Source organism: Chromobacterium amazonense, assembly GCF_001855565.1.
Classification (GTDB): Bacteria; Pseudomonadota; Gammaproteobacteria; order Burkholderiales; family Chromobacteriaceae; genus Chromobacterium; species Chromobacterium amazonense.
The window spans coordinates 169,377-194,380 of the sequence record NZ_MKCR01000032.1 but is presented as its reverse complement, the minus strand read 5'-3'; the positions used below and the strand labels follow the sequence as shown (position 1 = coordinate 194,380).

General features: G+C 63.7%; 21 protein-coding genes. 13 read left to right on the top strand and 8 right to left on the bottom strand.

Translation table 11 applies throughout. From position 1 onward, the window contains the following. The first annotated feature begins 29 nt into the window (after nt 1–29). The 4 genes from BI343_RS16345 to BI343_RS16330 all read left to right on the top strand — a co-directional run bounded on the left by BI343_RS16345 (nt 30) and on the right by BI343_RS16330 (nt 3,377). On the top strand, nt 30–776 hold the full coding sequence (locus tag BI343_RS16345; RefSeq protein WP_244886682.1) for an NADH-quinone oxidoreductase subunit B family protein: 747 nt from the start codon (nt 30–32) through the stop codon (nt 774–776). Further along, nucleotides 773–1,183 carry a formate hydrogenlyase maturation HycH family protein gene (locus BI343_RS20095; RefSeq protein ID WP_071110502.1) on the top strand — a complete coding sequence of 137 codons (411 nt, stop codon included), beginning with the start codon at nt 773–775 and terminating at the stop codon, nt 1,181–1,183. Before BI343_RS16345 ends, BI343_RS20095 begins: the two co-directional genes overlap by 4 nt. Then, nucleotides 1,173–1,652, top strand: coding sequence for a hydrogenase maturation peptidase HycI (gene hycI, locus BI343_RS20090; protein WP_071110501.1), 480 nt, complete (start codon nt 1,173–1,175; stop codon nt 1,650–1,652). The genes BI343_RS20095 and hycI overlap by 11 nt, the downstream gene beginning before the upstream one ends. Before the next feature lie 93 nt (nt 1,653–1,745). Continuing rightward, nucleotides 1,746–3,377, top strand: a complete 1,632-nt coding sequence (locus BI343_RS16330) for a sigma 54-interacting transcriptional regulator (protein ID WP_071110500.1) — start codon at nt 1,746–1,748, stop codon at nt 3,375–3,377. Between the two features lie 8 nt (nt 3,378–3,385). On the opposite strand, the gene BI343_RS16325 is transcribed toward BI343_RS16330, so the two are convergent. Next, nucleotides 3,386–4,294 (bottom strand): LysR family transcriptional regulator, encoded by a 909-nt coding sequence (locus BI343_RS16325; RefSeq protein ID WP_071110499.1) that lies wholly within the window; start codon nt 4,292–4,294, stop codon nt 3,386–3,388. A gap of 133 nt (nt 4,295–4,427) precedes the next feature. Between BI343_RS16325 and BI343_RS16320 the strand changes: the two genes are divergently transcribed. Further along, complete coding sequence (locus BI343_RS16320; RefSeq protein WP_071110498.1) at nt 4,428–5,186, top strand: SDR family oxidoreductase; 759 nt, start codon at nt 4,428–4,430, stop codon at nt 5,184–5,186. 127 nt (nt 5,187–5,313) lie between these two features. After that, nucleotides 5,314–6,111 (top strand): indole-3-glycerol phosphate synthase TrpC, encoded by a 798-nt coding sequence (trpC, locus tag BI343_RS16315; protein ID WP_071110595.1) that lies wholly within the window; start codon nt 5,314–5,316, stop codon nt 6,109–6,111. Nucleotides 6,112–6,171: 60 nt separating this feature from the next. Here the strand turns inward: trpC and BI343_RS16310 are convergent, their stop codons facing one another. The 3 genes from BI343_RS16310 to BI343_RS16300 all read right to left on the bottom strand — a co-directional run bounded on the left by BI343_RS16310 (nt 6,172) and on the right by BI343_RS16300 (nt 10,343). Continuing rightward, complete coding sequence (locus BI343_RS16310; RefSeq protein WP_083341024.1) at nt 6,172–7,095, bottom strand: lipase secretion chaperone; 924 nt, start codon at nt 7,093–7,095, stop codon at nt 6,172–6,174. A gap of 1 nt (nt 7,096) precedes the next feature. Then, nucleotides 7,097–8,029, bottom strand: coding sequence for an esterase/lipase family protein (locus BI343_RS16305; RefSeq protein ID WP_071110496.1), 933 nt, complete (start codon nt 8,027–8,029; stop codon nt 7,097–7,099). A gap of 187 nt (nt 8,030–8,216) precedes the next feature. After that, complete coding sequence (locus tag BI343_RS16300; protein ID WP_169829030.1) at nt 8,217–10,343, bottom strand: patatin-like phospholipase family protein; 2,127 nt, start codon at nt 10,341–10,343, stop codon at nt 8,217–8,219. A 205-nt stretch (nt 10,344–10,548) separates the two neighbouring features. Between BI343_RS16300 and BI343_RS16295 the strand changes: the two genes are divergently transcribed. From BI343_RS16295 to BI343_RS16280, 4 genes are all read left to right on the top strand, one after another. Further along, entirely contained in the window at nt 10,549–12,066 is a 1,518-nt protein-coding gene (locus tag BI343_RS16295; RefSeq protein ID WP_071110494.1) for a PilZ domain-containing protein, read from the top strand. Between the two features lie 213 nt (nt 12,067–12,279). Beyond that, nucleotides 12,280–14,073, top strand: a complete 1,794-nt coding sequence (locus BI343_RS16290; RefSeq protein WP_071110493.1) for a S8 family serine peptidase — start codon at nt 12,280–12,282, stop codon at nt 14,071–14,073. Then, the gene (locus BI343_RS16285; RefSeq protein ID WP_043628142.1) at nt 14,070–14,537 is read left to right on the top strand and encodes a hypothetical protein; all 468 of its coding nucleotides are present in this window, start codon (nt 14,070–14,072) and stop codon (nt 14,535–14,537) included. Before BI343_RS16290 ends, BI343_RS16285 begins: the two co-directional genes overlap by 4 nt. 582 nt (nt 14,538–15,119) lie before the next feature. Then, nucleotides 15,120–16,544, top strand: a complete 1,425-nt coding sequence (locus BI343_RS16280; RefSeq protein WP_071110492.1) for a methyl-accepting chemotaxis protein — start codon at nt 15,120–15,122, stop codon at nt 16,542–16,544. Nucleotides 16,545–16,571: 27 nt separating this feature from the next. On the opposite strand, the gene BI343_RS16275 is transcribed toward BI343_RS16280, so the two are convergent. Both BI343_RS16275 and BI343_RS16270 read right to left on the bottom strand, forming a co-directional pair. Further along, nucleotides 16,572–16,934 (bottom strand): YkgJ family cysteine cluster protein, encoded by a 363-nt coding sequence (locus BI343_RS16275; RefSeq protein ID WP_071110491.1) that lies wholly within the window; start codon nt 16,932–16,934, stop codon nt 16,572–16,574. A gap of 97 nt (nt 16,935–17,031) precedes the next feature. Continuing rightward, the gene (locus BI343_RS16270; RefSeq protein WP_244886676.1) at nt 17,032–18,279 is read right to left on the bottom strand and encodes a TIGR03862 family flavoprotein; all 1,248 of its coding nucleotides are present in this window, start codon (nt 18,277–18,279) and stop codon (nt 17,032–17,034) included. A gap of 311 nt (nt 18,280–18,590) precedes the next feature. On the opposite strand from BI343_RS16270, the gene BI343_RS16265 reads away from it, so the two are divergent. Then, entirely contained in the window at nt 18,591–20,219 is a 1,629-nt protein-coding gene (locus tag BI343_RS16265; protein ID WP_071110489.1) for a methyl-accepting chemotaxis protein, read from the top strand. A 162-nt stretch (nt 20,220–20,381) separates the two neighbouring features. Next, nucleotides 20,382–21,764 carry an ATP-dependent RNA helicase DbpA gene (dbpA, locus tag BI343_RS16260; RefSeq protein WP_071110488.1) on the top strand — a complete coding sequence of 461 codons (1,383 nt, stop codon included), beginning with the start codon at nt 20,382–20,384 and terminating at the stop codon, nt 21,762–21,764. Between the two features lie 56 nt (nt 21,765–21,820). Here the strand turns inward: dbpA and BI343_RS16255 are convergent, their stop codons facing one another. Next, nucleotides 21,821–23,437, bottom strand: a complete 1,617-nt coding sequence (locus BI343_RS16255; protein ID WP_071110487.1) for a methyl-accepting chemotaxis protein — start codon at nt 23,435–23,437, stop codon at nt 21,821–21,823. Nucleotides 23,438–23,655: 218 nt separating this feature from the next. Between BI343_RS16255 and BI343_RS16250 the strand changes: the two genes are divergently transcribed. Further along, complete coding sequence (locus BI343_RS16250; RefSeq protein WP_071110486.1) at nt 23,656–24,324, top strand: 7-cyano-7-deazaguanine/7-aminomethyl-7-deazaguanine transporter; 669 nt, start codon at nt 23,656–23,658, stop codon at nt 24,322–24,324. 99 nt (nt 24,325–24,423) lie between these two features. On the opposite strand, the gene BI343_RS16245 is transcribed toward BI343_RS16250, so the two are convergent. Then, nucleotides 24,424–24,969, bottom strand: coding sequence for a GNAT family N-acetyltransferase (locus tag BI343_RS16245; RefSeq protein WP_211269451.1), 546 nt, complete (start codon nt 24,967–24,969; stop codon nt 24,424–24,426). Nucleotides 24,970–25,004: the final 35 nt, after the last annotated feature.

Sequence of the window (25,004 nt, the reverse complement as noted above, 5' to 3'; positions counted from 1 at the left end):
AGCTGATCATTCCGCGCGACGAATACGGCATGCCCAAGCCGCTGACCGAAAGCGAGGGCATCGCCCACTTGAAGCAGAAACTGCTGAAGGACATCCAGCGCTCCGCCTATGTCTACCGCGTGGACTGCGGCGGCTGCAACGGCTGCGAGATCGAAATCTTCGCCGCCATCACGCCGGTGTTCGACGCCGAGCGCTTCGGCATCAAGGTGGTGGCCTCGCCGCGCCACGCCGACATTCTGCTGTTCACCGGCGCCGTCACCCGCGCCATGCGCATGCCGGCGCTGCGCGCCTGGCAGGCCGCGCCGGACCCCAAGATATCGGTCTCCTACGGCGCCTGCGGCTGCAGCGGCGGCATTTTCCACGACCTCTACTGCGTATGGGGCGGCAGCGACAAGATCGTGCCGGTGGATGTCTACATCCCCGGTTGCCCGCCGACGCCTGCCGCCACCATCTATGGCTTCGCCATGGCGTTGGGGCTGCTGGAGCAAAAGCTGCACGCCAGCCATCAGGTAGAAGGCGAATGCGACCGCGCCCTGCTACCGCACCCGTCCCTGCCGCTCGATACGCGCGTGCGCATCGAACGCGAGGCGCGGCGGCTGGCCGGCTACCGCAGCGGCCGCCTCCTTGCCGACCAGTTCATGGATCTGGCCAGCCAGGCCGACGGCCTGACGCTGGATGAACGCGTCAAGCGCTTCCTGTGCGCCATCGACGACCCGCGCGAAAACGAAATCTTCACCCGGCTGTGGGACATCAGCATGGAAGGAGGCCAGAAATGAGCCGCATCGTGTTCCACGCCCTAGGACGCAAATTCCTGCAACGCGAAGAAGACATGCCGGACGACGACGGCGCGCGGCAGGTGATCTACCAGACACTGGCGCTGGGCCACCACATCGGCGTGATCGACTGCCTGCAAACCATGCTCAGCTGCCCAGAAGACGGCTACGCGGCATGGTTGGAGACGCTGCCCGAGAGCGAGGCGCGGCGCAAGCTGGCCGGCGTTTTGCGCTTCGGCGAGATCATGATAGACGCCAGCCACGCCGCCATGCTGGCCCTGGCGCTGACGCGCGGACGCGACGCCATGGACGACACGCAGCGCGGCTGGAGCGACGCGCTGATGCGCGCGCTGGCGGCGATGGACGCCGAACCGGCGCTCTACCTGATGGTGAAACGACATGAAGACTGACACGCCCGATCTGATCCTGGCCATAGGCAACAGCATGATGGGCGACGACGGCGCCGGCCCCTTGCTCGCTGACATGATGAAACAGCAGCCGCTGCCGGGCTGGGACGTGGAGGATGGCGGCAGCGCGCCGGAAAACGCCACCCACCGCATCGCCGCGCGCTCGCCGCGCCGCGTGGTGCTGGTGGACGCCGCCGACATGGGCCTGCCCCCCGGCGAAATCCGCCGCGTGCCGCCGGATGCGCTGGCCGAGATGTTCATCATGAGCACCCACGACCTGCCGCTGAGCTTTGTGATGGAGCGGCTGGCGGAAACCGTGCCGGTGGTGGAGTTCATCGGCATCCAGCCCGATCTGGTGGCGTTTTACTGCCCGATGACCGAGCAGGTGCGCCAGGCGGTGAGCCGGCTTTACGCCGCGCTGCGCGATGATCCGGCGCTGGATCATTTGCCCTGGCTGTCTGACGCAGATTAAACCGATGGCGATTAAGCGGCACATATGCTTTGAGCAGGTGCGGCCGGCCGGTAAAATTTGCTCTGCAAGTTTCCGCCATTTCCGAGCCCACCCATGCCGATACTCGCGCCTCAACCCTGCGGCCAGCCTGCGCCGCCCGTCGATCCGGACGCCACGCTGCGCGCCGACCGCGATCAGCTGCAAATCCTGGTGGATGTCACCAATGCGGTGCTGTCCACGCTGCAGCTGGAAGCACTGGCGGAAAAAGTGGCCCAGGCGCTGCAACTGGCCTTCGGCGTCAGCTTCGTCGGCCTCAATCTGCATGGCGAAGACGACGGCGAGCTGCAAGTGCACGACATCTTCCTGGAGCGCGAAGGCCGCGAACGCTGCCGCCACACCCGCTACCCGCGCGACCGCCTGCCGGCGCGCGAGGCGATGCTAGGCCATCAACTCTTGCTGGCCAGCGAGCCGACGCTGGAGCAAATGGCCGCCGTCCATCCGCGCTTTGCCGACGTGATGCGCGCCGGCTGCCGCTCGCTGTGCGTGCTGCCGCTATGCGGCGCTTCCGGCACCGTGGGAGCGTTGCTGCTGGCCTATCCCGGCGACAGCGGCTATTTCCGCGCGGTGCTGCCGCTGCTGCAGCAGGTGGCGGCGCGGCTGACCCTGGGCCTGGACAATGCGCTGGCCTATCAGGAAATCTCGCGCCTGAAGGACCAACTGGCCAGCGAGAACCTGCAGCTGACCAACGAAATCCAGCATTATCAAAACTTTGACGAAATCATCGGCCATAGCGCGGCCATGTCCGCCGTGCTGGAACAGGTGGAGATCGTCGCCGCCAGCGACTGCTCGGTCTTGCTGCTTGGCGAAACCGGCACCGGCAAGGAACTGATCGCGCGCGCCATCCACGCCCACAGCCCGCGCGCGAGCAAGCGCATGGTGAATATGAACTGCGCCGCCATTCCCGCCGGCCTGCTGGAAAGCGAGCTGTTCGGCCACGAAAAAGGCGCTTTCACCGGCGCCACCGCGCAGCGCCTCGGCCGCTTTGAAATGGCCGACCAGAGCACGCTGTTTCTCGACGAAGTCGGCGACATTCCGCTGGAGCTGCAACCCAAGCTCTTGCGCGTGCTGCAGGAGCGCGAGGTGGAGCGACTGGGCGGGCAGAAGATCATTCCGGTGGACGTGCGCGTGATCTCCGCCACCAGCTGCGACCTGATGGGCATGATCGCCGACAAGCGCTACCGCAGCGATCTGTATTACCGGCTCAACGTGTTTCCCATCCTGTTGCCGCCCTTGCGAGAGCGGCCGGACGATATTCCGTTATTGGCGCAATTCTTCACGCAGAAGTTCGCGCGGCGCATGAACCGCTGCATAGAAAGCATCCCAGCGGAAACGCTGCAGCGGCTGCAGCGGCACAACTGGCCAGGCAATGTGCGCGAGCTGCAAAACGTCATCGAGCGGGCAGTGATTCTGACGCGCGGCCCGGTGCTGAATCTGCCGCAAACCGATCTCGCCTATCATCAGGCCGCGCCTTCCTGTACGCCGCCCGCCGCGCCCGCGCGGCGGGAAACGTCGCTGTTTGACGCCTGCGAGCCGGAAAAGGAGCGCATCCTCCGGGTGCTGAAGGAATGCAACGGCATCGTCGCCGGCCCGCGCGGCGCGGCCGCCAAGCTGGGACTGAAGCGCACCACCTTGCTATCGCGCATGCAGCGGCTGGGCATTTCCAGCCGCGAGCCGGCAGAGAGTTAAGCGCCGGCTCACGCCAGCAATTGCAGCTGCTCCCGCATCAAGGCGCCCGCCCACTCGACAAACACCTGCACCCGCCGCGACAAATGGCGGCGATGCGGATAGAGCACCGACACCGGCAAAGCCTGCGGCGGCCAGTCGGCCAGCACTTCCACCAGCCGGCCCGCCGCCACATATTGCGCGGCGTCGTAGCGCGGCAGCTGGATCAGGCCCAGCCCGGCCAGCGCGCAGGCGGTGTAGGTTTCCACGTGATTGACGCTGACGCAGGAACGCATGGGCCGCTCGCGCCACTCGCCCTGCTGCGCATACTCCCAGCCCAGCGCCTTGCCGCTGGCCGGCGAGGCATAAGTGACCGCCAGGTGAGCGTCCAGATCGTCCGGCGACTGCGGCATGCCATGCCGCGCCAGATAATCCGGACTGGCGTAATTGCCTTGCGGCATCAAGCCGATGCGCCGCGCCACCAGGCGCGATTCGCTGAGGAATCCCACGCGGATCACGCAATCCACGCCCTCCTGGATCAAGTCCACCGGCCGGTCGGTTACGCCTAGCTCTAGCTGGACGTCCGGGTATTGCCGAAAAAAATCCGGCAAGGCCGGCGCCAATACCTGGCGGCCTATCGGCCCGGGCACGTCGATGCGCAGTTTGCCGCGCGGCCCGGCGCCCTGCTGGCTGAACAACGCCTCGATCTCGTCGAAATCCGCCAGCAGCTGGCGGCAACGCTCATAGAAACCGCTGCCGTCCAGCGTCAGCTGCACCCGCCGCGTGGTCCGGTGCAAAAGCCGCGCGCCCAGCTGCGCCTCCAGCTGCTGCACCGCGCTGGAAACCGTCGCCCGCGGCAGCTGCAATTGCTGCGCCGCCTTGGTGAAGCCGCCGGCATCCACCACGGTGACGAATACCTGCATGGCTTGTATCCGATCCATCCGCCCTCCAATTAGCACGATTTTTTGGACAGTGTAATCAAATCAGGCCGATTTATCTTGCCCTATGCCAGCAATACACTGCGAAGCATCCACAGCCCGCCGCGCTTTGCGGTCAATCTTACGGAGAAGTGAAATGAGCCAATCCCAATTCGCAGGTCAAGTTGCTCTGGTCGTCGGCGCATCGCGCAATATGGGCCGGGCCTTTGCCGAGGCGCTGGCAGCAGAAGGCGCCGCCGTTGCCATCCACTACAACAGCGCCGGTTCGCGCGCCGACGCCGAAGCAGCCGCGGCCAAGATCCACGCCGCCGGCGGCCAGGCCTTCGCAGTGCAAGCCGACATCACCAAGACGGCGGAAGTGCGCCGCCTGTTCGACGCGGTGGAGCAACGCTTCGGCCATCTGGACATCCTGATCAACACCGCCGGCATGATGGTGAAGAAGCCGGTGACGGAAGTCAGCGAGGAGGAATTCGACGCCATCTTCGCGCTGAACACCAAAGCGGCGTTCTTCTGCCTGCAAGAAGCCGGCCGCCGCATCCGCGACAACGGCCGCATCCTCAGCATCGGCACCTCCTTGCTGGCGGCCACCACCGGCCACTACGGCGCTTACGCCGGCAGCAAGGCGCCGCTGGAGGACTTCACCCGCGCGCTGGCCAAGGAAATCGGCCACCGCGGCGTCACCGTCAACGTGGTGGCTCCCGGCCCGATGGACACGGCCTTCTTCTACTCGGTGGAAACGCCGGAAACCGTGGCCTATCTGAAGTCCGCCAGCATCAACGGCGAGCTGGGCCAGGTGGCCGACCTGGTGCCGCTGGTCAAGCATCTGGTATCGCCTGAAAACCGCTGGACCACCGCGCAGACCCTGTTCATCAACGGCGGTTTCGTATCGCGCTGAGCCTGCTGACGAGCCCAACGGCGGCCTGAGCCGCCCTTGAATCGCCCCCATCCCGTCCCGATCCGGCTTGCCATCGGGCGGGATGTTCTGCATGATGGCCAATTCGACTTTCAACCTCCGAATCAGCATGTCCGATATTCTCGACACCATCATCGCCACCAAACGCCAGGAAATCGCCGCGGCGCTGTCCGCGCGTCCGCTGGCCGCGGTGCGCGCCGAGGCAGAGGCGCGCGGCGACCGTCGCGACTTCGTCGCCGCCATCCGCGCCAAGCACGCGCTGGGCAAGGCCGCGGTCATCGCCGAAATCAAGAAGGCCAGCCCCAGCAAGGGCGTCATCCGCGCCGACTTCCAGCCCGCCGCCATCGCCGCCAGCTACGCCGCCCACGGCGCAGCCTGCCTGTCGGTGCTGACCGATCGCCAATACTTCCAGGGCGACGCCGCCTACCTGGAAGCCGCCCGCGCCGCCTGCCATCTGCCGGCGCTGCGCAAGGACTTCATCGTCGACGAATACCAGGTGTACGAAGCCCGCGCCATGGGCGCGGATTGCATCCTGCTGATCGCCGCCGCGCTGGAGCTGCCCAAGATGATGGCGCTGGAAGCGCTGGCCCACGAGCTGGGCATGGCGGTGCTGGTGGAAGTGCACAATGAGGCGGAACTGGACGCCGCGCTGCAGTTGAAGACCGAGCTGGTGGGCGTCAACAACCGCAACCTGCGCAGCTTCGAAGTCAGCTTAACCACCACGCTGAAACTGCTGCCGCGCATCACCGACGGCCGCATCGCCGTCACCGAGAGCGGCATCGCCAGCGTGGAAGACGTGCGGCTGATGCAGGCCAGCGGCGCGCACAGCTTCCTGGTGGGCGAAGCCTTCATGCGGGAAGCGGAACCGGGCGAGGCGCTGCAGCGGCTGTTTTTCAACCAGCCCTGACCCTGATTGCTCCAACAGAAACAGGCGCCATGGGGCGCCTGTTTTCGTTGCAGCCGACACTCAATGACTGGCGACAAAGCCAGGCAGACGCAAGGCCTCCTGCGCCGAGAAACGCTGCGCCTGCAATTGCGCCACCGCCTGCTGTTGCTGCTTGGCGCTGAGTCGGCCATTGGCCAGGATGGCGGCGCGTTCGCGGGTGAAATCATTGACCCGCTGCCCCCATGCCGCCTGCTCCCTGTCCAGTTCAGACAAGCGATCGGCCGCTGCCTGCCCCACCATGGAGGCGCGCAACTGGTACAGCTCCTGCTCGCCCCCGCCGCGCTGGCGCAAGGCCGCCTCCGCCTCCGCCAGCGCCAGGTGCTTGACCGGCTCCTCGCGCGCCGCGCGCAGCTCAGGCGGAAGCTGCCGCTCCAGCAGGGCGATTCGCCGCTGCTTTTCCGCCGCGCTCAATGAGGCATCGGCCAGAATGGCCAAGCGTTGCGCGGTGAACGCGTCATAGCGGTCCTCGTCGCCGAACAGCCCCGCCACCTCGGCCGCGCTGAAATACTGCAGCCGCACCGCCCTCGCCCTGGCCAGCCTTTGCGACAGGTCGGAGCTGGCCGCCACCGCCATGCCGGCCAGCGACTGGCGATAGGCGACGTAACGGTCGAACAGGTTCATCGCCTGCGCCAACGGCTTGGCCGGCAAGCGTGTTTGCAGATGACGCTGCAGCTCGGCGCGGATTTGCGGCAAAGTGCGCTCGCCCAGCGTGGCCAGGTAATAGTCGAACAAACGGCGCAGCTCCTGATCGACCCGCAGCGCGCCCGCGCCATCGGCCTTGACCGCGCCGTCCGGCGAGGTGCCGCGCAGCGAGGCCGCCGGACCGCCCCATGCCACGGCGCCCGGCAAGCTGGACGGTCCCGAGGCGGGGGGTGGCCAATACCACCAGGCCAGCGCCGCGCAGCCGGCCAGCAAGGCCAATCCCCACCCACTGCGGCGTCTCATCTTACCGCCCCGCGTTCTTCAACCGGTTGGCCTGCTGACGATACAGCGTGACCGGACTCACCTCGAACAGGCTGACCAAGCCGAAGCTCTGATTGATCTCGTTGACGTGGTTCATCTGGTAATTGTCGCGAATCACCTGGCCCAGGTGGGCCGAGCACACGCCAACCAGACCATCGGACGGCGTGGAGCCGAAAGCCAGGCCCAACACACCCATCGGGATGGTCAGCGGATCGAGGATATTGGTAGTGGTGGCCGCGCCGGTCCATGAGTAGTAGCGCACGCCATTCGCCTGGTAATCGCCCTCGCCGCAGGCCGATGCCGGCACGCCGCCCGGGAACTTGGCGTTGAAGGCCAGGGAGCCGGCGGTGGTCAGCGAGTTCAGCGCGGCGATGGGTTGCTGCGGCAAGTCGCTGGTGCCGGAGAAGAAGGCGATCACCTTGGCCAGGGCGCCGGCGATGGCCGAAGCGACCGCTTCGCTGACCGTTCCCGGAGGAGCCACGCCGCGCACGATGTCGGCCACGGTGGAACCCTTGTTGACGCCGCCCACCGTGGTGACCGAGGCTACCAGATCCGGCCGCACGCCGGCTACGTAGCGCGCGGTGGGCGCGCCCTGGCTATGGCCGATCAGATTGACCTTTTGCGCCCCAGTGATGGCCAATATCTGCCGCACTTGCTGCAGCAGCTGTTCGCCGCGCGCCTCATTGCTGTCAGTGGCCGACACCTCGGCCACGAACACCTGGGCGCCGTCGGCCTTCAAAGCCGCCGGCACCTGGTAGAAATAGTCCACGCCCAGCAATTGGCCGAAACCAAACAGGCCATGCACCAGTACGATGGGATAACGGGTTTGGGTATAGCCAGCGGATGCCAGAGCCGATGCGAACGGCAGCAGCAGCAGAACGAGCGCGAACGCGCTGCGCGACAACAAACGTTTCATTATCTCTCCCGATGTGTTCTTGACCAGGGCCGCCGGATGGCGGCCCTTAACCGGGATAGGACATGACAAGCGCAAATGCCAGGACTAAATCAAACGTTCGTACCAATATCGCAATGCAGCAGACCTTAAGGACAGCCCCGCGCTCCATCGCCAATGGATCGCCGGGCCATCACAGCGCGCCGCGCGCTCAATAATCGACGCCGAGGTAGATATACCCGGTCAACTGCCCGCCGCGGGCAGTGCCGACCCCGACAAAGAACGGCCCCAGGATGGTATCCGCGCCCAAGAACAGCGAACCGGCTGGAATCCAGCTTTTCTCTCTATTGGGTTGAAAATCGAGATTGTTCTGCCCCCACAGCCGCCCGCCTTCCAGCGACACCCCGGCATAGACGCCAGAGCCCAGCACTGGCGGCAAGGAGGCGGCACGCCAATAAACCATCAAGCGCGCCAGCGCGGTTTGGTCCGCGACCAGCTCGCCAGTCTGATAACCGGTCAGATTCAAAAAGCCGCCCAACTCCTGGGGAACATTCTTCTTGCGATCCCCGCTCGCTTTCAGCGTGAAGCGCGCCGTAAAGTCGCCATAGGTCTTGGCCACCTCGCCCACCAGATCATAAGCTTGCTGGTCGGTATCGCTGCCCAGGCCCGGCATGCCCTTGCGCAATTTGCCGCTGAAGTAGTAACCCGCGCGCGGCCAGCGCGGATTGTCAAATTGATCCACCACCAAGCGGGTGCTCAAGCCGACATCGCGGAAACGGCCGCCGTCGTCGATATCAAACGGATATCCCTGCGCAACGGATATGCGATTGTTTTCGTGATACAGCCCGATACGCCACTCGCCGTATTTGCCCAGCGCCAAGCCAAGGTTGAGCTGACCGCCCACCACATCGTCATTAATGGTTGAGAGGGCGGTATGGTTGGCATCAAACAAACGGAACTGCTTCTGGTAAGCGCCCAGCGAAGCCGCCGCAAAAAACGGGCTGCCGCGCCACAGCGGTTGATACAGCTCGCTATTGAACATCCGCTGGTAGCCGATCGCCACGTCATTGCGCCAGGATGCGCCCGCATCGTTCAGCGCCGCCCACTCATGTGCGGCGCGGAAAGTAAATGCGCTGTCGCCCGGCGTGTCGCTGTTCAGATTGAGTCCAAAATGCAGCGAGTTCTGGCCTATGCTGCGTTCCACCGGCATCACTGTCATCACGTTGCGGCCGGTGATGTTATCGACTCGATAAGACAGCTTGTCGTATTCGCCGCCCGCGAAGATTTCATCCAGGCGTTGCCGCACCACGCCGACAGGGACGGCTGGTCCGTTGAAGCTCAAGGACTGCTGCAAGGTGGCCACCTTGGTGAAAGTGCCGTCTTTGCCTTCCACCTTGACCTCGTCCAGCACCGGATAGCGCGGCCGCTGCAAGCGGCTTTTCCATGCCGCGTACTGCTCTTCCGAGACCGAAAGCGCCGACAGCTGGGCATCCATCTTGCGCGCCGCCTCCTCGCCGCGTTTGACGATGGCGCGGTGGTCGCCAAATGAAGCGGCGGTATAGCCGGTGAGGTCCGGCCGGATCACGATGTCGTTCTTGTCCAGCAACTTCATCTGCTGCCTGACGTTGCGCATCACCGCCAGATTGGAGCTTTGCGCCACTACGTCGAACCAGGACTGGATTTCGTCGGCCTTCATCAGCGGCGAGCCGACATCCACCACAATCACATGCTTGGCGCAGCGCCCCTTCACGTCCTGCACCGGCACATTGCGGGCAATCGCGCCATCCACCAGCAGGCGGCCATCGTCTTCCACCAGGTCGAACACGCCCGGCACCGCCATGCTGGCGCGCAGAGCGCGCGACAGCGAGCCCTTGTCGAACACGACCGCGTCGCCGGTCAGCAAATCGGCGGCAACCGCGCGGAACGGGATGGGCAGCTTGTCGAAGCTGTCGATATTGCGGTCGCGCGTGATGTTGTGGATGTACATCTCGATGCCCTGGGAGTTGATGGCGCCGCGCGGCAGGCGCAGTTCGCCGCCCTTCAGGCCAAAGCTGGCATCGAGATAATTCTTGTAGTCATTGCGCTTGCGGTCATACGGGATATTCGCCCGCGCCGGCCGGCCGGACAGCATCAGATCCCAGTCGGCGCCGTTGAACTCTTTCTCCATCTCGTCCAGCGGCAAGCCATTGGCGTAAATGCCACCGATCAAGGCGCCGGCGCTGGTGCCGGCGATGCAGGAAATCGGAATGCGCAGCCGTTCCAGCTCCTTCAAAACCCCAAGATGGGCGAAACCGCGCGCGCCGCCGCCGCCGAGCACAACCCCAACCCCTTCAGACACTTGCGCCTCATCCGCCGCGTGCGCGGATGGAACCGCGGCCAAGGCCGCCAAAACGAACGCCGCGACCGATACCCAAAATGAGAATTTCCTTATCAAGGCCATGTTTGTTAATTTTGAGATTGTAGTTTCACCATCATCAACGCGTGACGTAAGATAGAGTGACAAATAAGCGAGTACATCACTTTCATTAATAAAGCTGGGCTCAATGTTTGATTTCAAATCGCTAGTCACTTCGCTTCTGAGCAAAAACACGCCGGCATCCGGCGTGGCGCAATCGGCAACCCTGCTGGTACGAGACTTGCCGCAGGCTGAATACTTTACTGCCTTGGTGGAAATCATCAAGGCTATTTCCAAAATTAACGCCGATACCGAGATATCGTTGAAAGAGCGCGTCAAAACGCTGCTCTACGTGGACGACAAGGCCGCCGACATCCATCAGCAGCTGTGCAGCGACTACCTGCATGCCAAACCAGGCAGCAAAGGCTATCTGCCCACCATTTTGGCGTATTGGCACGAGCTGTCCACCGCTTACCAGATTTGCCTGAGGCTGCATAAAAACGCGCCAAGCCAAACCGCCGAGGCCGAACTGCAACTGGTCACCATACGCGGGCTGCATCACCAGATGCGTCTGCTGGCCTGGAACGCGCTGCGTTACCTGAAGCCGGAAGGCAGCGCCTGGCAGCAGGGCTTCCGCTTCTACATCTACGCCGAGGAAGCCGGCTTCGCCCGCACCCCGCTGCTGCTGTATCCCCACTCGCGCCAGGAAATCACCTGCGAGCATCTGCTGCTGCAGGCGGGCATGCTGTATCTGGCGCAGACGGAAAACATGCTGCACAAGGAGATCATCGCGGTCGACCAACTGCTGCTGCTGATCTGCCAGCAGATTCCGCTTGAGAGGCAGCCGCCGCTGGAGACGCCGGTTTTCGTCTTCAATTTGTCGATGGCGGAGCCGCCTCAACCGATGCTGCGGGGCATGGCCGGCAAATGGCACCGCTATTGGTCGTCATATGAAATCAGCACCCGCCTGGCCGACCTGATGTTCGACCTAGACACTCGCATCCCGTCGCAATTGGCCGCGCTGGACTGCGAACTGGAGCGCGAGGAATGGGCGGATTTATGCGAAAAGCTGGCTATCCGCTGGTCAAACGACGGCGGCAAATCGCTGCGCAAATCGGAAAGATCGCTGCACGCCTCCAGCGCGCACGTCTCCATCGGCTTCGAACGGGTGGCCTTCCAGATCAAGGTGCAGGACGTCAGCGGCTTGGAAGCCGACCGCGTCGATGAATGGCGCATCAACGACATCAGCAGCACCGGCATGGGCCTGACCTTCATCGGCAAGGCCATCGAGCAGTTGGCCATCGGACGGCTGATTCTGGTGCGCACCGACAGTCACCCGCCGCTGCTGGGCATCATCCGGCGCATCCTGCGCCAGAACAACGGCACCAAGGTCGGCATTGAGATACTGGGGCAAACGCCGGTCGGAGTGTCTCTGCTGGACCCGCAGCAACCGGAAAACCCTCCTTCCAGCGGCATCTACATCACCCAGCCCAACTCCCGCCAAGGGCAGCGCTGGTTCCTCATGCCCAAACCGCTGGCCAGCGCCGACAAGGAATTGATCCTCACCGCCCAGGGCAAATCCTACCAGATCAAGCTGAAAGAGCCGAGACGGGAATTCGAAGACTGCAACCACAGCAACTTCGATACGCTGGCCAAAATAGACTAAGCCGCCTCCACGACGCGGCCCGCGCCGCGTCGCCTCCTCTCCCCGCCGGAACACGCCCCCTCCTTGCCGCCCACAGCAGGCGAAGCGCGCGCGCACGCTTATCCGCCTTTCGAATCAAATAATGACAAAAACGTATTTACGCAATAAAAATTAACAAATAGTATGGATGGAGCGGCAATATGCCGCACAAAGGAAAAAACAGAGGAAACCACCATGCAACTTCGTTTCATCAGCAGCGCCATCGCGCTGGCGCTGGCCTCGCAGGCCGGCCATGCCGCGGCGCCGGGCCAGCCGGCCTACCCGTTGCAGGCCGGCGACCCGCTGGCCAATCAGCAATGGCATCTGCAGAACACCGGACAGAATGCGTTCTCCAAGCGCGGCGGGGCCAAGGGCATTGATCTTGATCTCGCCTTCACCCATTTGCGCGGCATCCGCGGCGTGGGCACCACCATCGCCGTGATCGATGATGGTCTGGAAATCCGCCATCCGGACCTGGCGGCCAATATCGTGCCGGGATCAAAAAACCTGGTGACCGGCAGCGATGACCCGACGCCAGCATCGCCGGACAACGCCCACGGCACCTCGGTCGCCGGCATCGCCGCCGCCGTCGGCTACAACGGCATTGGCGGGCGCGGCGTCGCGCCGTCGGCTGGATTGAAGGGCTTCAACTGGCTGCTGTCGCAAACCATGGAGGGCTGGCTGCTCTCCCATGGCAAGCAGCCTGGCGGCAAACCCTTGGAAGCCTTTACCGACGCCCGGGTTTTCAACCAAAGCTATGGCTCGTCCGCCATCACCTCGCAGCCAGGCAACCCCGACGCCGACATCGAACTGAAAACCGAAGAGGAAACCTACGAGGAAGTCAGCCGCAACAGCCACTGGGGCCGCGGCGCGGTTTTCGTCAAATCCGCCGGCAACGCCTACAACTATTTCCGCGTCAGCGGCGGCTATCTGCTGGGCTACCAAGGCAATAACGGCCTGCCGGTGCAGGACTCCAACCTCACCACCGACAACAGCAATTACTGGAATGTCGTGGTATCGGCCCTGAACGCGGACGGCGTGCGTTCGTCCTATTCGTCGGTCGGCGCCAACGTGCTGTTGACCGCGCCAGGCGGCGAATACGGCACCGACTCACCGGCCATGGTCACCACCGACCTTTCCGGCTGCAATCGCGGCTACAACGTAAGCGGCGAGGCCGCCAACAGCCTGCATGGCGGCACCGCGCTCGATCCGAACTGCGATTACAACAGCGTGATGAACGGCACCTCGTCCGCGGCGCCGGCCACATCCGGCTCGTTCGCGCTGGTGATGTCGGCCAATCCCGCGCTCTCCGCCCGCGACGTGCGCCATCTGCTGATCACCACCGCCCGCAAGGTGGACGCCGCGCAGCCTGGCGTGACGCTGGCGTTCAAGGATTCGGCAGGCAATGCCCATAGCTACCAGGCCTTGCCGGGATGGCAGAAAAACGCCGCAGGCTTGTCTTTCCATCCGTTCTATGGCTTTGGCCTGATAGACGTGGACAAGGCGGTGGAAAAAGCGCTGTTCTATCAGCGCCCGCTGCCGCCGCTGGAAAAAACCCGCTGGCAAACCGTGAACGCGCAGGCTGCCATCCCGGACGGCGATGAAAAAGGCGTGGAAAGCGTATTCAACCAGCCGGACAACCTGACGGTGGAAGCCGTGCAAATCCTGGTGGATGCGCAGCACGGCCGCGCCAGCGACCTGGCGGTGGAGCTGATCTCGCCGTCCGGCACCCGCTCGGTGCTGCTGTCGCCGCGCACCGCGCTGGTGGCGGAGGAATATGGCTTGAACCAGCAGCGGCTGCTATCCAACCACTTCTATGGCGAACCGGCCAAAGGCCAATGGCGGCTGCGCGTGATAGACAGCAATGGCGGCGAATACCAGTTCGTCCATCGGGTCAACGGCAAAAACACCACCTACTCGCTGCCAAACGCGGCGGGCAAACTGAAATCGTGGTCGATCCGCTTCTTCGGCCACCGGAGCGCAACATGAAAGCCATTCTTTCCCTGATCCCCGCCCTGCTGGCGCTTTCCGCCACGGCTCACGCGGCCGACCTGCCCTTCCTGCCCAAGCCTGCCGGACAAGCCGTTTCCATCAACGGCAAGGTGTATTACAAACAGACGCCGCAGCCCAAGATGGGCGTTTCCGCCAAGCTGGCGGCCGCGCCAGCAACCGCGACGCCGACGCTGAAGCGCGGCGACGTGGTGCAAAGCGCCAAGCAGACGGTGCCGGCATCCGTCAGCGGAGCCGTGCTGGTGCAATTGGCCTCCGCGCAGGACGAGGCGGCGCTCGCCCGCGATCACGGCCTGACGCCGCGCTACCGCACCGCCAGCGTAGTGGTCTTCGACAGCCCGCCGCAGGCCGACCTGCTGGCGCTGCAGCAAAAATTGGCGGCGGACAAGCGGGTGAAGAAAGCGCAGATCGAGCTGGCCAGCAACGACAAGCAGCCAGAGTAGGACATCTTCGCATCCCGTCATGACAAAAGGCTTGCCGCGGCAAGCCTTTTCTTTTGCAATACGCAGCCTGGACGACCCAAAGGCAAAACCCGCTTCATCTGCCATGCCACTAGGACATGGCGAGCCTCGACGCCCTCCTGCCTTGCGAATGTAATACAATCCCACATCCACCTAATGGATTACACACCAAACTGCACAATCACCGCCACAACACTTGCTTGAAATTCATAGACATGGGTTAATCGCCAGGCAAGGAAGTTGCTTGTCAATTGCATGTATTTTTCAATAAACCATAACTTTAATATTGTTTATATATAAATATCCAAACAGAAATATTCCAGTAGCCCGCAATACTTATCAAGCACTCGCACCTTGACGGAGTCCATTGCCATGTCGGTTTCCAAAAAAATCCTGCTGCTGATTTTACTCTCCATCCTTACCTTGGCCGGCATCAGCGCCTACAGCCTGTACACCTAGTCCCGGCTGGCGGATACCGCCAGCAATTTCTCCCAAGCGGACTATCCCAAGCTGATCACGCTGAACCAATTCGGCAACGCCATCGCCTCCATCCGGCTGGTGGGGATGCAAGTGCTGGTGGCGGATAGCGAAGCGGACCGCCTGGCGGCCAAAACCAAGGTCGATGCCGCCTATGCAGCCGCCAAATCAACGCTGGATCAGTACGGAGCGCAGGTCGACAACGAAGATGACCGCGCGCTATACCAGGAAAACGTTCGCTTGCTGGACCGCTATTGGGGCACCATGGTGCCGCTGATGGACGCGGCGCTGCGCGGCAATCTGGCCGAAGCGCTGCGCCTGCGCGCCACCTCTGCCCTGCCTGCCGGCAATGCGCTGACCAAGGGCATCGCCGCGCATATCGACTACAACAAGCGCCATGTGGAGCAGGAGGTGGCGACTGCCCATAGGCTGATCGAAACCACCCGCGACATCACCCTGGCCGCCACGGCGCTGCTGGCGCTGCTGCTCATCGCCATCGGCCTGCGCTGCCACCGCTCCATCAGCCGGCCGCTACACGACCTGAACCAGACCATGAACCGGATAGGCGAGCGGCTGGACTTCACGCTGCAGGTCAAAGTACATAACCCAAGCGACGAAATCGGCAATACCGCCGCCGCCTTCAACCTGCTGATAGAGCGCATCCGCCACAGCATGAGCGATATTGCCGGCAATTGCGCCAAGGTGGCAGCCTACGCCACCGACCTGGCCAGCGCCGCCGGCAATGTGCTGCAGGCGGCGGAAAGGCAAAACGAGGCCTCCTCCGCCATCGCCGCCACCATGCAACAGCTGTCGGTCAGCATCCATCAGGTGGGAGACCGGGCCGAATACAGCAATCAGCAAACCGAGGAAGCCAGCCGCCATGTCGACACTGGCCAGCAGGTCATCGCGCGCACGGTGGAGGAAATCCGCTCGATTTCCCATACCGTCGACCATGCCAGCACCAGCCTGCATGAACTGGAAGAGCAGAACAACCGGATCGCCAACTCGGTCAGCAGCATCAAGGACATCGCCGATCAGACCAATCTGCTGGCGCTGAACGCGGCGATCGAAGCCGCCCGCGCCGGCGAAATGGGCCGCGGCTTCGCCGTGGTGGCGGACGAGGTGCGCAAACTGGCCGAGCGCACCGCCATCCTGACCGGCGAAATCGACCACATCATCCGCGGCGTGACCGATACCTCGCGCCAGACCACCACGCGCATGAGCGAAACGCAGCAACTGGTGGTATCGGGCGTCGTCCGGGCGGACGAGGCCTTGATCACGATCGGCGAAATCGGCAAGTCGTCCAATACCGCCAGCCAGATGGTGGGAGAAATCGCGGACTCGATACGCGAGCAGGCCCATGCCTGCAACAGCGTCGCCGTGCAGGTGGAAAAAATCGCGGAAATGGCGACCCAGTCCAGCGCCGCCGCCCATCAAACCGCCAAGACGGCGGAACAACTGGACGAGGCCGTCGTGGCCATGAACCAGGCGGTCAACCGTTATCGCCTGTAAAACCGCGTAGCGCGTTGCGGACGATGGTTAGCCCGTCAGCAAAGGCTGAGGCTCATTTACGGCCACCGCATCGTCCCGCAACACCGCCAGCCCGTGCGCCGCTCGCGCCTTATGGCATTGCGCCGACCCTGCCTCCACCTCGCGACAGGCGCTCGGGCGCGCGGCATAGATGCCGCAGGCCACGCTACGGCCCACCTCGCCCTGCAAGGCGACGCAGCGCGGGCTATTGGACCAGGTGCCGCGCATGCAGCGGGTCCAATCGTTGACTTTCTCGGTGAATTGGCTGGGGATGGCGCCGCCGCCGTCATCGGCCTCAGCCCAGTAGAAGGAAACGCGGAAGTTGGCGCAGCAGGCGCCGCAGGATTGGCAGGGATTGCTTTTTTCACTCATGGCAAGCAAGAAAAACAGTTTACGAATCACGCCTGGGTCAGGCGAAATAATGTGATCCGGGTATTCTGTCAGGCTCGCTTGCCGCCCTCAAGTAAAACTATTTTGACGCGCCAGCCTGCAGCCATTCCGCTATCCCGATGCCGGCGGCGCGGCCGCTGGCGAAGCAGGCGGTCAGCAGATAGCCGCCGGTGGGCGCCTCCCAATCCAGCATCTCGCCGGCGCAGAACACGCCGGGCAGCGCCTTCAGCATCTGCCGTTCGTCCAGCGCGGAGAAACAGACTCCGCCGGCCGTGCTGATCGCCTCATCGATGGGCCGGGGCGCCGCCAGCCTCAACGGCAAGCGCTTGATCGCGGCGGCCAGCGTCGGCAGATGCTGGAAACTCTCCTTGTCCAGGCACTCGCGCAGGATGCCGGCGCGCGCACCCTTCAGGTTCAGCCTGCTCTGCAGATGGCTGGATAGCGAGCGCGAGCCGCGCGGGTGCGTCACCTCGGCCAGCACCCTGGCTTCGTCCCAGGCCGGGATCAAGTCCAGATGGCAGGTGGCGGCGCCGGAGCGGGCGATCTCGTCGCGCAGCAGCGCCGAGCAAGCGTAAATCAGGCTGCCTTCGATGCCGCCCTGCGTGATGACGCACTCGCCCACCCGCTTGAAGCTACGTCCATCGCTGCTTTCGAAGGAAAGCCCCACCGCCTTCAGCGGCTCGCCGGCGAACTTGTCGGAGAAAAACGCGCTCCAGCCGACATCAAATCCGCAATTGGACGGCATGAGCGGCGCCGTGGCCACGCCGCGCTCGGCCAGCCAGGGCATCCAGCGTCCATCCGAACCGAGTTTTTTCCAACTGCCGCCGCCCAGCGCCAGCAATACCGCGTCCGGGCACACCGCCAGTTCGCCGCCCTGCGTATCGAAACGCAGGCTGCCGTCCGCGTTCCAGCCCTGCCAACGATGGCGCACATGGATGCGCACGCCCGCCTCGCGCAGCCGGCTGAGCCAGGCGCGCAGCAGCGGCGCAGCCTTCATTTCGCACGGAAACACTCGGCCGGAACTGCCGACGAAGGTTTCCACCCCCAGGCCATGCACCCAGGCGCGCAGCGCATCGGCGTCAAAGGCGCGCAGCAACGGCTCGATCTGTGCCGCGCGCGCGCCATAGCGGCCTACGAAGGCCGGAAACGGTTCGGAATGGGTGATATTCAGTCCGCCAATGCCTGCCAGCAGAAATTTACGGCCCACCGAGGGCATGGCGTCATAGACATCCACCTGGATGCCGCGTTGCGCCAGCATCTCCGCCGCCATCAAGCCCGCCGGCCCGCCGCCTATGATGGCGACACCGCGCCCCGCTCCGTCACTCATGCCCATCTCCACGCTATCCGATCTCGATTTCACCATAGCCGGCGCAGTCAGCCGCGTCGGCAAGGGCGCGATTGTTGCAGAAAAAGCCGGCCAACCCAAGCCATAAGGCCTTGAACGGGCTTTGATAGCAAATCCGCCACCGCGGCAAGCGGTATCCGCGCATTCCTTGATCTTGGCCAGACGCGGCCCACACTCTCCGAACTAGAATTCCTACGGCATAGCCATGCTAAAGTTATTTTCAGCTGCCCGCTCAGCGACGATCAAAACACAAACCACACACAGGAGACGGGGCCACGCCGCTCCGGCATGCAATGAGAAAATTTTCCGACTGGCCGATCTGGCTGCGACTGACCGGCGCCATCTGGAGCTGCCTGGTACTGGCATGGGGGGGATTGATCGCGTGGGAAACGCGCGCCAGCCGCGACATCGCGGTAGAACAGGCCAAGGACCTGGCGCACAGCATGAATGAAATGACGCTGGCCGGGCTGACCGGCATGATGATCACCGGCACCGTGGGCCAGCGCGATGTGTTTCTGGACCAGATCCGCGAGCTGTCCGCCGTGCGCGACCTGCGGGTGATACGCGGCGAACCCGTCAACAAGCAGTTCGGCCCCGGCAACGCCGGCGACAAGGGGCGCGCCACCGATGCGCTGGAACGCGCCGCGCTGCAGGACGGCAAGCCGCATGTGCAGATCGAATCCACACCCGAGCTGGGCGAGCATTTGAGGGTGGTGTACCCGGCGCTGGCCTCATCCAATTATCTGGGCAAGAACTGCATGGCCTGCCACCAGGTGGCGGACAAAACGCCGCTGGGCGCGGTCAGCATGCGCATCTCGCTGGAAAAACCGTATGCCGCGGTGGACAGCTTCCGCACGCAGAGCATCCTGTTCGCCCTGCTGGCCTCGCTGCCGCTCTTGGGCGTGGTGTATCTGTTCATCCGCCGTTTCGTGACCGACCCCTTGCAGGAAATGGCCAAGGGCTTGGCCGAGCTGGCCAAGGGCGAAGGCGACCTGACGCGCCGGCTGCCGACCAGAAGCAACGACGAGATCGGCGTCACCGCCCGCCTGTTCAACCAAATGCTGGGCACGGTGGCCGGCCTGGTGCGTCAGGTCAGCGAAAGCGCGGACGCGGTGGCCTTGGCTTCGCGCCGCCTGTCCGGCGGCGCCAACCAGCTGGCCGCCAGCTCGCACCGCCAGAACAGCCAGTCGCTGGCCGCAGCGGAGGCGGTGGAACAGCTGGCCTGCCACATCGGCGAGATCGCCGGCAAGGCGGAACACGTCAGCAACGGCGCCGAGGAAAGCCTGCAGCGTTCCGAGCAGGGCCAGCGCAGCCTGCAGCAGCTGCAACAGGAAGTGGGCCAGGTGGAAAGCGCGGTGCAGCTGATGGCGCAGGCGGAAAGCGATCTGGTCAACTCCACCGCCGTCATCACCAGCATGACCAAGGAAGTCCGCGAGATCGCCGAGCAGACCAACCTGCTGGCGCTGAACGCGGCGATAGAAGCCGCCCGCGCCGGCGAAATGGGCCGCGGCTTCGCCGTGGTGGCGGACGAGGTGCGCAAACTGGCCGAGAAATCGGCCAAATCCGCCAGCGAGATCGACTCGGTCACCGGCGCGCTGAACAGCAAGACCGACGCGGTGCGGCAAGCCGTCAACGCCAGCCTGCAATCGTTGGAGGCCAGCCGGCACTCCACAAACAGCGTGGCCAACGTGCTGAGCGCCGCCAACCAGTCGGTGGCCGAAGTCCGCAACGGCCTGCAGCAGATCGTCGAAGTCACCGAGCAGCAACGCCTCACCAGCCAGGCGGTGAATGAAAACATCGACGCCATCGCCGACATGGCGCGCACCAACGACGCCGATATTCAGCAGACCGTGGGCGCAGCGGCGGAGCTGGAAACGCTGGCGCAGCGCCTGACGGATTCGGTGTCGCGCTTCCGGGTGTGACGCCAGCCAGGCAAAAACCGCGGCATCTGATTAAACTAGATGGGAAGACACCAGCGCCCGGTTGCACCGGGCGTTTTTTCAACTGAAAATGCGCTGGGCATTTGGCCGCGAGCCTCACTGCTGTTACACTGCCCAGCCTTTAGCCAACCGCGCCAAGTCATTGTGAAACCAGCCGCTTTTTCCACCCTGCCCCTGCCCGCCCCCTTGCTGTCCAATCTGGACAGCCTGGGCTACCACCAGATGACCGCCATCCAGGCCGCCAGCCTGCCCGCCATTCTGGAAGGCCGCGATCTGATCGCCCAGGCCAAGACCGGCAGCGGCAAGACGGCTGCGTTCGGCTTGGGCCTGTTGGCCAGCCTGAATCCGCGCTGGTTCGGCGTGCAGGCGCTGGTAATGTGCCCGACGCGCGAACTGGCCGACCAGGTGGCGCAGGAAATCCGCCGCCTGGCGCGGGCCATAGACAACATCAAGGTGGTGACGCTGACCGGCGGCACCCCGATGGGGCCGCAGATCGGCTCGCTGGAGCACGGCGCTCACATCGTGGTGGGCACGCCGGGCCGGCTGCAAGACCACCTGTTCCGCGAAACGCTGAACCTCTCCGGCGTGAAGACGCTGGTGCTGGACGAGGCCGACCGCATGATAGACATGGGCTTCATCGAGGAGATCGTCGGCATCGTCCGCGCCTGCCCGAAGAACCGCCAGACCCTGCTGTTCTCCGCCACCTATCCGGAAGACATCCGCAAGGCCAGCGCGCAGTTCCTGAAAAATCCGGTGGAAGTGAAGGTGGAGTCGCTGCACAAGGCCGACCACATCGAGCAGTGGTTCTACAAAGTGAAGCCGGAAACCCGGCTGGAGACGGTCAGCCGCATCCTGCGCCACCTACGCCCCACTTCGGCGCTGGCCTTCTGCAACACCCGCGAGCGCTGCAAGGAGCTGGTGCGCGAGCTGCAGGAGCAGGGCTTCCACGCGCTGACGCTGCACGGCGACCTGGAGCAGCGCGAGCGCGACCAGATCCTGCTGCGCTTCGCCAACAAGAGCGCCACCGTACTGGTGGCCACCGACGTGGCGGCGCGCGGCCTGGACATCAAGGAACTGGACGTGGTGATCAACGTCGACGTCACCCATGATCCGGAAGTCCACATCCACCGCATCGGCCGCACCGGCCGCGGCGAGCAGCACGGCCTGGCGCTGACCCTGGCCACCGACAGCGAAGCCAAGCGCCTGGTGCAGATCGAAAACTACCAGCAGGCCGACCTGACCTGGGCCGACGTGGCAGAGCTGACCCCGGCGCCGGGCGGCCCGCTGCTGCCGCCGATGGTGACGCTGGAGATCGCCGGCGGCAAGCGCGAAAAACTGCGCCCGGGCGACCTTTTGGGCGCGCTGACCGGCGAGGCCGGCTTTGCCGGCAGCCAGATCGGCAAGATCAACATCTTCGAATTCAACAGCTTCGTGGCGCTGGAGCGCAGCATCGCCGAAGCCGCCCTGGCCAAGCTGTCGCAAGGCAAGATCAAGGGCAAGCAGTTCAAGATGCGGCTGATCGGCTGACGCCGAAAATGAAACAGGGCCTGGCGGCCCTGTTTTCCCCGACCCGCACCCTCGTCTTATACCTGATACTGCGCCACCGTCCGCTGTATGCTTTCCGCCTGATCCTTCAGCCGGTTGGCGGAACTGGCCGAATCATTGGCATCCTTGGAGCTGCCCTCGGCCATCTGGGCGATCTGCTCCACCTTCTGCGCGATGATATTGCTGGCGCTGCCCTGCTCCACAATGCTGCTGGAAATTTCGCTGATCAACTCCACGCTGCGTTCGGAATTGGTTTTGATTTCCTGAATCGCCTCGCTGGCGCCGCGCGCTTTTTCCGCCTCCAGATTCACCCGCTCCACCACTTGTTGCATGCCGGCCACCGCCGCCTGCGTGCCGTGCTGCATCTTGTCGATCACGCCGGAAATTTCCGTGGTGGAGCTGGCGGTGCGCTCGGCCAGCTTGCGCACCTCGTCCGCCACCACGGCGAAGCCGCGTCCCATTTCGCCGGCTCGCGCCGCCTCGATCGCCGCGTTCAGCGCAAGCAGATTGGTCTGATCCGCAATGTCCTTGATCACCCCCAAAACCGTGGCGATGGTGGTGCTGTCATCGCGCAGCTTGCCGATGCGGTCCGCCGCCTCGCCCACCGCCTGCGCCACCGCGCTGATGCCGTCCACCGTGCCCAGCACCACGCCGCTGCCGCGCTCGGCGATCTCGCCGGCCTCCCGCGCCTGCGCATTCGCCTCGCGCGCCCGGTCCGCCACATGGTTGATGCTGACCGTCACCTGCTCTACGGCGGCCGCCATTTCCGAGGCCGACTCGCTCTGCGTCACCGAACTGCCGGCGATGTGCGAGGACGAATCAGCCATCATCACGATGGCGCCTTGCATCTGGCTCACGCTGCCGCGGATTTCCAGAAAGCTCTGCTGCAGCCGCCCCATCAGCTCGTTGAACGCCGTCGCAGCCTGGCCAATCTCGTCCATCCGCGCCACCGGCGCGCGTTGGCGGAAATCCAGCTGCGTGCGCACGGCCTGCATGGTGCCAAGCAAGCTGGCCAGGCTGTTGCGGATATTGACGTATAGATGCGCGCTCAAGCCGCCGCAGATCAATATGGCCAGCACCACCACCACCACCGACATGACAACGCCGGCCTGATAGGCCGATGCATTGTCCTGCGACAACTGATCGGCCAGCTTGTAGTTGTATTCGATGTGGTCCAGCAGCAATTGATTCAGCGTCTTGGCCTCCTCCGCCATATCGCCCAGCATCAGCTTGTCGGCGCCGGCCACATCATTGGCCTGCACCAGCTGCAAGTATTTCTCGCGCTGCTGTCTATAGGTTTTCATGGCGTCGCGGTCAGCCTGCAGCATCTTGCGGTCGGTATCGTCCGAGACCAGATCCTTCTCGTACTTGTCCATCGTCGAGTCGAAACGCTTATCCAGTTCCAGCATGCGCGCCTGCTGCGCCGCCTTGGCTGCCGGATCGCTCAACGCCACGCTGCGCGCCAGGGTCAGCCGGATGCCCGCCAGCGCCTCCTTGCCCTCGTCCAAAGCATGGATGCTGGGGAAGGTATTGATCTTCAGATAATCAAAGCGTTCATTGGCCTTCTTCTGCTGCCACAAACCCTGAACGCCCACCACGATCATCGCGATCAGGGCGAGAGCTATCGTCAACATCAGCCGCTTGGTTATCGTCATCGCCCACTCCTTCCAACCATCCGCAGTGCCAGGGAAATCACTTAGAATAGTTATAGACAGGACTGACAAACAAACAACAAATCGTTCCGCATATCCGATGCACGGCGCAGCGCGCGCTTCCCATCTCCCTGGCAAACCGGTAATATCCTGCCCCTTGCCGCTGCCGCGGCGTTTATTCACTGGGTTCCCTCACCCCAGTCAGCAAAAAGGATATTCCGATGTTTGCCTTTACCAGCCGTCAGCGCTTGTCAGCGCTGCTGTGGCTCTCCTTGTTTCACATCGCCATCATTGCGTCCAGCAATTACCTGGTGCAGCTGCCGATCACCGTATTCGGCTTTCACACCACCTGGGGCGCTTTCACGTTTCCGTTTATCTTCCTGGCTACCGACCTGACCGTGCGCATCTTCGGCGCGCCGCTGGCCAGGCGCATCATTCTGGCGGCCATGGTGCCGGCGCTGGCCATCTCCTATCTGGTGTCCACGCTGTTCTATCAGGGCGCCTGGCAAGGCGCGCAGGCGCTGCAGCAGTTCAACCTGTTTGTCGCCCGCATCGCCGTGGCCAGCTTTGCCGCGTATGCCTTGGGCCAGATACTGGATGTGCAGGTATTCAACCGGCTGCGCCAGCTCAAGGCCTGGTGGGCGGCCCCGGCGGCGGCGATGTTCCTGGGCAATGTCAGCGACACGCTGTCGTTTTTCTTCATCGCCTTCTACAAGAGCAGCGACGCCTTCATGGCCGCCAACTGGGTGGAGATCGCGCTGGTGGATTACAGCTTCAAGGTGCTGATCTGCATGCTGTTCTTCCTGCCCATGTATGGCGTGGTGTTGAAGATGATCCTGCAGAGGCTGCTGCGGAGCGGGGCGACAGAGCAAACGCTGCAGCCGGTTTGATCCTAGCGGGGCAAGAACTGGCTCAGAGGCATCGGCTTAACAGAATGATGGGGAATCCGGGCATTGCGCCACATCGAATGCAACGCAATGCTCGGGCGCTCAGATCGACTGCGCCGCCAGATCGCGCCGGTATTTGACGAAACCGCGCTTGGCATCGCCGTGAAAGCCCTGCCGCATGAAAAATCTGTGCGCGTCCACACGGCTGGCCGAACTGAGCAGCATGATCTTGCTGCAATCGCGAGCCATACAACGACGCTCCGCCTCGCGCAGCAGCGCCTCCCCCGCCCCCCGGCCACGCCAACGCGCATCCACTATCAGGTTTTCCAGCACGGCGAAGGGTTGTTCGCCATACATCGCGTCTTCGCAAAATCCGAGCCAAACAGTGGCTATCAGCTCGCCATCGTATTCGCACACCAGAATCTGAGTTCGCAGACCATCGGCCAGCAACGCTAGACGCTCCGGCAATACCCGCACCGCCGGATCGCCAGTCAGTTGGGAATAGAGTGCCGTCAACGCAGCCGCATCGGCTGCGAGAGCCAAACGGATTTTCCACTGGGAACACCTTAACAGCGGCTTATCAACCGCAAACTCTGATCCCGACACTGCCATCCATTCGCCACCGTCATCTTGGCGAGTCATTTCCATATCGCTTCACTCCGATAAAAACAGGCCCACACCAG

Excerpts from the sequence above, each read along its gene's own strand:
- BI343_RS16280 (WP_071110492.1), top strand. The coding sequence starts at position 15,120 with ATGCAAGTGCTGGTGGCGGATAGCGAAGCGGACCGCCTGGCGGCCAAA.
- BI343_RS16275 (WP_071110491.1), bottom strand. The coding sequence starts at position 16,934 with ATGAGTGAAAAAAGCAATCCCTGCCAATCCTGCGGCGCCTGCTGCGCC.
- BI343_RS16265 (WP_071110489.1), top strand. The coding sequence starts at position 18,591 with ATGAGAAAATTTTCCGACTGGCCGATCTGGCTGCGACTGACCGGCGCC.
- BI343_RS16330 (WP_071110500.1), top strand. The coding sequence starts at position 1,746 with ATGCCGATACTCGCGCCTCAACCCTGCGGCCAGCCTGCGCCGCCCGTC.
- BI343_RS20095 (WP_071110502.1), top strand. The coding sequence starts at position 773 with ATGAGCCGCATCGTGTTCCACGCCCTAGGACGCAAATTCCTGCAACGC.
- BI343_RS16345 (WP_244886682.1), top strand. The coding sequence starts at position 30 with ATGCCCAAGCCGCTGACCGAAAGCGAGGGCATCGCCCACTTGAAGCAG.
- BI343_RS16310 (WP_083341024.1), bottom strand. The coding sequence starts at position 7,095 with ATGAGACGCCGCAGTGGGTGGGGATTGGCCTTGCTGGCCGGCTGCGCG.
- BI343_RS16295 (WP_071110494.1), top strand. The coding sequence starts at position 10,549 with ATGTTTGATTTCAAATCGCTAGTCACTTCGCTTCTGAGCAAAAACACG.
- BI343_RS16250 (WP_071110486.1), top strand. The coding sequence starts at position 23,656 with ATGTTTGCCTTTACCAGCCGTCAGCGCTTGTCAGCGCTGCTGTGGCTC.
- BI343_RS16270 (WP_244886676.1), bottom strand. The coding sequence starts at position 18,279 with ATGAGTGACGGAGCGGGGCGCGGTGTCGCCATCATAGGCGGCGGGCCG.
- trpC (WP_071110595.1), top strand. The coding sequence starts at position 5,314 with ATGTCCGATATTCTCGACACCATCATCGCCACCAAACGCCAGGAAATC.
- BI343_RS16305 (WP_071110496.1), bottom strand. The coding sequence starts at position 8,029 with ATGAAACGTTTGTTGTCGCGCAGCGCGTTCGCGCTCGTTCTGCTGCTG.
- BI343_RS16325 (WP_071110499.1), bottom strand. The coding sequence starts at position 4,294 with ATGGATCGGATACAAGCCATGCAGGTATTCGTCACCGTGGTGGATGCC.
- BI343_RS16255 (WP_071110487.1), bottom strand. The coding sequence starts at position 23,437 with ATGACGATAACCAAGCGGCTGATGTTGACGATAGCTCTCGCCCTGATC.
- BI343_RS16320 (WP_071110498.1), top strand. The coding sequence starts at position 4,428 with ATGAGCCAATCCCAATTCGCAGGTCAAGTTGCTCTGGTCGTCGGCGCA.
- BI343_RS16285 (WP_043628142.1), top strand. The coding sequence starts at position 14,070 with ATGAAAGCCATTCTTTCCCTGATCCCCGCCCTGCTGGCGCTTTCCGCC.
- hycI (WP_071110501.1), top strand. The coding sequence starts at position 1,173 with ATGAAGACTGACACGCCCGATCTGATCCTGGCCATAGGCAACAGCATG.
- BI343_RS16245 (WP_211269451.1), bottom strand. The coding sequence starts at position 24,969 with ATGGAAATGACTCGCCAAGATGACGGTGGCGAATGGATGGCAGTGTCG.
- BI343_RS16290 (WP_071110493.1), top strand. The coding sequence starts at position 12,280 with ATGCAACTTCGTTTCATCAGCAGCGCCATCGCGCTGGCGCTGGCCTCG.